Genomic DNA, 6469 nt, shown 5'->3' on the forward strand with positions numbered 1-6469 from the left:
GGGCGATCCTTGAACCAGGTCCAGTCGAAACTGCCGTCGACCATCGAGGCCACGTCGGGCACGAGTTTGAGCTGGTTGACCGAGTTCAGCCACATCGGCAGGAACGTGGTGCCGACGCCGCCGCCGGGGGCGACCACGTCGCGCATGAGGTCGCTGCCGGGTTCGACCGGGAAGATCGCCTGCAACGCGGGCGGGGCGTTCTCGGCGGCGCGCAACTGGTTGATCCCCGAGTAGGAGCCACCACTCATCCCGATGCGCCCGTTCGACCACGGCTGCGTGGCCGCCCAGTCGATCACCTCGCGGGTGTCGAGTTGTTCGCGCGCACCGAGGGTGTCCCATTTGCCCTGCGACAGGCCGGTTCCCCGCACATCGGCGACGATCACGGTATAGCCGGCGCTGACCAGTTTGCGGTCGACGCCGAGCATGGTCTGGATCATGCCGCCGTCCAGTGCCTGCATGAGGTCGCCGAAACCGCTGATCGGGGTGGTGGACAGGTTCAGCCTGCGCACGATATCGACGGCGGTGGACTGCAGGCCCGGGATCGCGGCGGCCGATTCGATCAGCCCGGTCATGAGTTTCGAGTACGGCGTCAGGCTGACGATCACCGGAAGCGGCTTCTGCTCGATCACGCCCGCGGCGTCGGCCGGGCGGTAGACGTCGGCTTTGAGCACCACACCGTCGCTCATCGCGATCTGGACGCCGCGCTCCACCCGCACCTCGGGGTAGGCCCCCGGGCCGTCGTGCTGGGCGGTCCACCGCGCGGACGGCGCGTCCGGCGGCTGTCCACCGGCGAGACCGCCGCCGCAGCCGAGCACGACGACCACCGCGAGGATCGTCACCAGAATCCGGACCAACCCGCGTTCCGAACCTCTAACCACCATGAGTCGCTCCCGACCGGTTCGTTTCCGACGTTGACCAAGCCACCGCACGATCGGCGCGGAAACTGTAACAGGGGTAACGAGTTCGCCGGGTGATCGTCGGCCCGCTCGGACTGTCGCTGTGAACACACGTTGTTCCAGTTCAGCGCGGTTGTGGCTCCGCGTTCATGTCGGTGGCCGGTGGTTGACTCGACCCATGCCGGTGCCGTTGGGACCGGCCTACATCCATCGCCGAGGAGGACGTTCGACAATGCCGACACGCGACGAAGCTTGGCCGCAGGGGACTCCCTGCTGGATCGACTGTCAGGTGGACGACACCACCGCCGCCCGCGATTTCTACCGCACGCTGTTCGGTTGGGAGGTCCAGGACGGTCCCGCCGAAGCCGGCGGCTATCTCATGGCCACACTCGACGGCCGACCGGCGGCGGGCATCGGTCCGAAACCCGAGGGCATGAGCGAGATGCCGTCGGTGTGGACCACCTACTTCGCGGCTGAACGCGCCGACGAAATCGCCGAGCGGGTGAGCAAGTCGGGCGGACAGGTGTTCATGCCGCCGTTCGATGTTCTCGACGTCGGGCGGATGTTCATCGCCGCCGACCCGGCAGGCGGGGTCTTCGGTGTGTGGGAAGCCAAGGCACACCACGGTGCCGGCGTGTTCAACCAGCACGGCGCCTATTGCTGGAACGAACTGCACACTCCCGCCTACGACCAGGCACACGAGTTCTACGACAAGGTATTCGGCTGGCAGTACAACGAGATCGGCGACGGGGAAACCTTCACCTACTCCACCTTCGCGCTGCCCGGTGACAGCCACGAGATCGGCGGCATGATGGACGCCTCAGCGCTGAGCACCCCGCCCTACTGGCTCACCTGGATCCAGGTCGACGACGCCGACGGCTCGCTGGCCGAGGCCACCGAACTGGGAGCTTCGGTGATCATGGGCCCCGACGACAGCCCGTTCGGCCGGATGGGCATTCTGCAGGCGCCCCAGGGCGAGGTGTTCGGCGTGATCGATCCGGCCAAGGCGGTCGGCGAGGTACCCACCGGGTCCTGACCTCGTCACGGCGTGACGATGGCGAAGTTCGGGTCCGGCTTGTCGATCAGACCGGGCAGCTTCGCCAGTGCGGTGGCATCGCCGTCGAGGGCGATGTCACCGCTCGCGACGCCCTTGCGCAGGTCGGCGCCACCGACCAGGGTGGCGATCAGGGTCTGACGGGTGAGAGTGATCGTCGCGTCGGGTGCGGGCAGCGCGTCACCGGGGAATCGGTCGTAGTGCACGAGTACGCCGTTGCGCAGTTCGACGCGGTGAACGCGGTTGTCCTCGTTGCTGATCCGCCAGTCGGTGCTCATCCGGACATCCCAGGCCTTTGGACCGTCGATCCGCAGCGACACCGCGTCGAACACCTGCTCCACGCTCAGCGCGGAGGCCATCGCCGCGGAGTTGGCCGTGGTCGGCGTGCCGAAGGAACCGTTGCGCAGTTCGTGGGCGCCACTGAGATAGAAGTTGCGCCAGGTGGCGTTCTCCGCGCCGTAAGCGAGCTGTTCGAAGGCACTGGCCTGCAGGTCTTTTGCCGTCTTGTTGGTGGGGTCGGCGAAGATCACGTAGTTCACGACTTGGACGACCCAGCGGTAGTCGGCGGCGTCGTAGGCCTTCTGCGCCGTGCGCAGGGCCGCGTCGGCGCCGCCCATCGCGTCGACGTGGCGGCGCGCGTTCTCCACCGGCGGGTGTTCCCACAGGTGCGCCGGGTTGCCGTCGAACCAGCCCATGTACCGCTGGTACACGGCCTTGACGTTGTGGCTCACCGAGCCGTAGTAGCCGTGCGTGGACCACGACGTTGTCAGCGCGGGCGGCATCCGCAGCATTTCGGCGATCTCGGCGCCGACGTAGCCCTGGTTCAGCAGTCGCAGCGTCTGATCGTTGAGGTAGCCGTACATGTCGCGCTGCAGCGACAGGAACTCCACGATCCGATCGGTACCCCAGACGGGCCAGTGGTGCGAGGAGAACACCAGATCGGACCGGCGACCGTACCGGTTGATCGAATCGGTGAGGTATTTCGACCAGACATGCGGGTCGCGCACCAGCGCGCCGCGCAGAGTGACGATGTTGTGCATGGTGTGGGTGGCGTTCTCGGCCATGCACAGGATGCGGCGATCGGGGAAGTAGAAGTTCATCTCCGACGGCGCCTCGGTGCCCGGCGTCAGCTGGAAGACCATCCGCACGCCGTCGACCGTCTCTTCCTGGTCGGCGCGGGTGACATGGACGGTGGGTGGGATCAGGCCGATCGTGCCGACCGAATTGGTCTGTCCGAGACCGGCTCCCACCTGACCTTTCGGACCGCGCGGCAGGGCGGCGCCGTACATGTAGGCGGCGCGGCGGGCCATCGCCGTACCGGTGTAGATGTTCTCGGCGACGGCGTGCTCCATGAATCCCGAGGGCGCGATCACCGGACAGCGACCGGCCGCGACGTCCTGCGGGGTGATGACGCCGTAGCTGCCGCCGAAGTGATCGACATGGGAGTGGGAGTAGATCAGGCCGGTGACCGGCCGGTCACCGCGATGCTTGCGATAGAGCGCGAGCCCGGCCGCCGCCGTCTCCGCCGAGACCAGCGGATCGATGACGACCACGCCGGTCTCACCTTCGATCAACGTCATGTTCGACAGGTCGAGGCCACGGATCTGGTAGAAGCCCGGCGCGATCTCGTAGAGGCCCTGTTTGACGGTGAGCTGGGACTGCCGCCACAGGCTCGGGTTCACCGAGTGCGGACAGGAACCGGCGAGGAAGTCGTAGGAGTCGGTGTCCCACACCACTTTCCCCGACGGATCGGTCACCGTGCCCGGCTCGAGGGAAGCGATCCAGCCGCGGTCGGCGTCGGCGAAGTCGGCGGTATCGCCGAAGGGCAAGGTGTCGGCCAGCGCGCGGTTGGCCTCCAGGATGGCCTCGGTCGGGTCGGTCTGGGTGCTCGACGGGGTGAGTCCGGCGGGTCGGTCACCACATCCGGTGACGGTCGCGCCGACCGCTACCGCGGCAGCCGCGCCGACTCCGACACCCAGCATCCCGCGCCGCGACAGCTCGCCCCGGCCCCTGTGTGCACTGCTCACCGTTACTCCTTCGTTCCACGACCGTCCGACCCGAACGACTATTGCAGACTAACTGCAATATCTGTGTTATTTCTGAGCAATCGCCGTACCGGGCAGCGCGGCCAGCTGAATATCGAGCAGCAACCGGTCCTCGGGGTCGGTCATATCGATGCCGAGGATGGCCTCCACTCGCCGCAGCCGGTAGCGCAGCGTGTTCGGATGCACGCGCAACGTGGCCGCCGCGGCACGGACCTCACCGTGCGCCCGCAGATAGGCCTGAACCGATACCCGCAGGTCAGCAGCGTGAGTGCGATCGTAGGCATCGAGGTCGGCCAGGCGCGGATCGTGCAGGCGCGGGCGCTCGCGGATCAGCTCCATGATCTCGGCCAGCAGTACCGCGGTCCTGGCATCGGCCAGCGTGGCGACCCGGCCACCCGTGGGGTCGGCGACCGGGCTGTCCAGCACCCGGTCGACCTCGGCGCGCGCACTCGCGACCGCGGTGAGCCCGGCGACCGGTGCGGCGATCGCGGCCCGCACGATCAGTTCGCGCGTCTGCTCGAGCTGGGTCACCAGCTTGCGCACCCACGAACCGACACCGCGCTCGGAATGGTAGGCGGGCAACAGCACATAGACGCGCTCGCCGATCGACTCGGTCACCGAATCGTCGCGGAAAGCGCTGGCGTGCAACCGGATCAAACCGCTCGACGCGGCCAGTCCCGCGGCCGGGCCGATCGGCGCGAAGCCGATCACCGCGGCGGGACCGGTCGCCGGCAGGTTCAATGCGGCGGCCACCGAGGGCACGTCGACGCCGTCACCGTGCGCGCCGAACAACCGGCGCACGAGCAGCGCCTCGGTCGACGGCGCGTCCAGTCGTCGCGCGATGATCCGGGCCGCCACCGCCGACGCGCCGCGCAACACCTGCGCCGCGTCGGGTCGCAGCGGCCCCGCACCCTGCTGCAACCAGATGGTCCCGAGCATTCTGGCTTGCGCGCCGTCGGCGCCTCGCCGGATGCCGACGACAAGTCTGCGGCGGATGTCGAGCTCGGGATGTTCGGGCACATCGACGACCTCGTCACCACGCCGCACCCGGTCGAACACGCCCCATTCCCGCAGGATCCGCAGGTAGTCGCTCGGGCCTTCCCGTCCGAGGATGGACTGGATGCGCAGCTGATCGGCCGAGGCGTCCGAGGCCGAGTAGGCCAGGACGTGCGATTGGGGGTCTTCGATCGAGACCATGCCGCCGGTTTCCCTGGCCAGCACCTGAGCCAGCCCGAACAGGTCGGTGTCGGGGGCGAGCAGGTCGTGCTCGTCGGATGCGGCGCGCTGACCGGGCGAACGGGCAAGCATCCGCCGGATCAGGGAGAACACCTGGTCCCAGCGCGCCTGCCGGTGCACGTGCACCAGCGCGACGCCCGCGGTGTGGGCGGCGGCGCGCACCGCGGGTGAGTCGTTGGCGCTCTTGGTCATCAGCACGCGCGGCCGCTGCGCGGGGTCACGGTCGCCGACTTCGCGCAACCACCGCTCGGTCGCGTCGGCGTCGACGCCGACCAGCAAGTACACCTCGGGCAGGGCGCCCTCGGCGTCGAGGTGTTCGGGCAGGTCAGCAGGCTCGGCCAACGCGACCGTTCGCACCGCGACCTCCTCGCCCGCAGGCGCGTCGACGAGGGTCGCGACGGCGTGGTCGAGCGCGGCGAGCAGCCCGCGCAGCGTGGTGGACCCGTCGGTCATCGGGTACCTCCGGTTTGGTCGATCGGACAAAGACGGGCTCGGATATTCATCCGATCAGATGATTATGACTGCTGCCGATCGGTGTTGACTACGTCACATCCCGCTCTCCCCCACGACGCAGGAGCCGCACTCATGGACGCCATCGCGACCACCCCACCACCGGTCAACGAACCTGTCGGCACCTTCGCTCCGGGCAGCCCGGAACGCCGCCGCCTCCAGACCGCGCTCGTCGAGTTGTCCGCCTCCCCCACCGAGATCAGCCACGTGATCGGCGGTCGCCATCTGCCCGGCGACGGTCCTTCCTACGACGTGGTCCAACCGCATCGTCACGCCGCCGTCCTGGGCACCCTGCGCGACGCGAGCACCGCCGAAACCGCCGCCGCGGTCGAGGCCGCCTGTGCCGCGGCGCCCGCCTGGCAGGCGATGCCGTTCGACGATCGAGCCGCGATCTTCCTGCGTGCGGCCGACCTGCTCTCCGGGCCTTGGCGGGAGAAGATCGCGGCCGCGACGATGCTCGGGCAGTCCAAGTCCGCCTACCAGGCCGAGATCGACGCACCGTGCGAGCTGATCGACTTCTGGCGGTTCAATGTCTCGTTCGCCCGCGAGATCCTGGCCGGGCAGCCGATCTCCGCACCCGGGGTGTGGAATCGGATGCAGTACCGCTCGCTCGAGGGGTTCGTCTACGCGGTGACACCGTTCAACTTCAGCGCGATCGCGGGCAATCTCCCCACCGCGCCCGCCCTGATGGGCAACACCGTGGTGTGGAAGCCGGCCAGGAGCCAGTC

5 protein-coding genes are annotated in these 6469 nt (G+C 68.4%); 2 read left to right on the forward strand and 3 right to left on the reverse strand.

Annotation, left to right across the window (positions count from 1 at the left end; all coding sequences use genetic code 11):
- Nucleotides 1-881: CocE/NonD family hydrolase (locus tag ACFWF3_RS19815; protein ID WP_379314784.1), on the reverse strand; the 881-nt coding region annotated here is incomplete at its 3' end.
- Between the two features lie 304 nt (nucleotides 882-1185).
- Here ACFWF3_RS19815 and ACFWF3_RS19820 point away from each other — a divergent pair.
- A complete protein-coding gene (locus tag ACFWF3_RS19820) occupies nucleotides 1186-1932 on the forward strand; it encodes a VOC family protein (protein ID WP_379314785.1) in 747 nt (248 codons plus the stop codon).
- Between the two features lie 5 nt (nucleotides 1933-1937).
- Here the strand turns inward: ACFWF3_RS19820 and ACFWF3_RS19825 are convergent, their stop codons facing one another.
- Together ACFWF3_RS19825 and ACFWF3_RS19830 are read right to left on the reverse strand one after the other, a co-directional pair.
- Nucleotides 1938-3932 (reverse strand): alkyl/aryl-sulfatase, encoded by a 1995-nt coding sequence (locus tag ACFWF3_RS19825; protein WP_379314788.1) that lies wholly within the window; start codon nucleotides 3930-3932, stop codon nucleotides 1938-1940.
- Nucleotides 3933-4043: 111 nt separating this feature from the next.
- The gene (locus tag ACFWF3_RS19830; protein ID WP_379314786.1) at nucleotides 4044-5684 is read right to left on the reverse strand and encodes a PucR family transcriptional regulator; all 1641 of its coding nucleotides are present in this window, start codon (nucleotides 5682-5684) and stop codon (nucleotides 4044-4046) included.
- Between the two features lie 132 nt (nucleotides 5685-5816).
- On the opposite strand from ACFWF3_RS19830, the gene ACFWF3_RS19835 reads away from it, so the two are divergent.
- A partial coding sequence (locus ACFWF3_RS19835) for an aldehyde dehydrogenase family protein (RefSeq protein ID WP_379314787.1) occupies nucleotides 5817-6469 on the forward strand: 653 nt, incomplete at its 3' end.

Origin of the sequence: Nocardia sp. NPDC060220, assembly GCF_042727815.1 — a bacterium.
Lineage (GTDB): Bacteria > Actinomycetota > Actinomycetes > Mycobacteriales > Mycobacteriaceae > Nocardia.

Coding starts and splice junctions, on each gene's coding strand:
- ACFWF3_RS19830 (WP_379314786.1), bottom strand. CDS start 5,684: ATGACCGACGGGTCCACCACGCTGCGCGGGCTGCTCGCCGCGCTCGAC.
- ACFWF3_RS19825 (WP_379314788.1), bottom strand. CDS start 3,932: ATGCTGGGTGTCGGAGTCGGCGCGGCTGCCGCGGTAGCGGTCGGCGCG.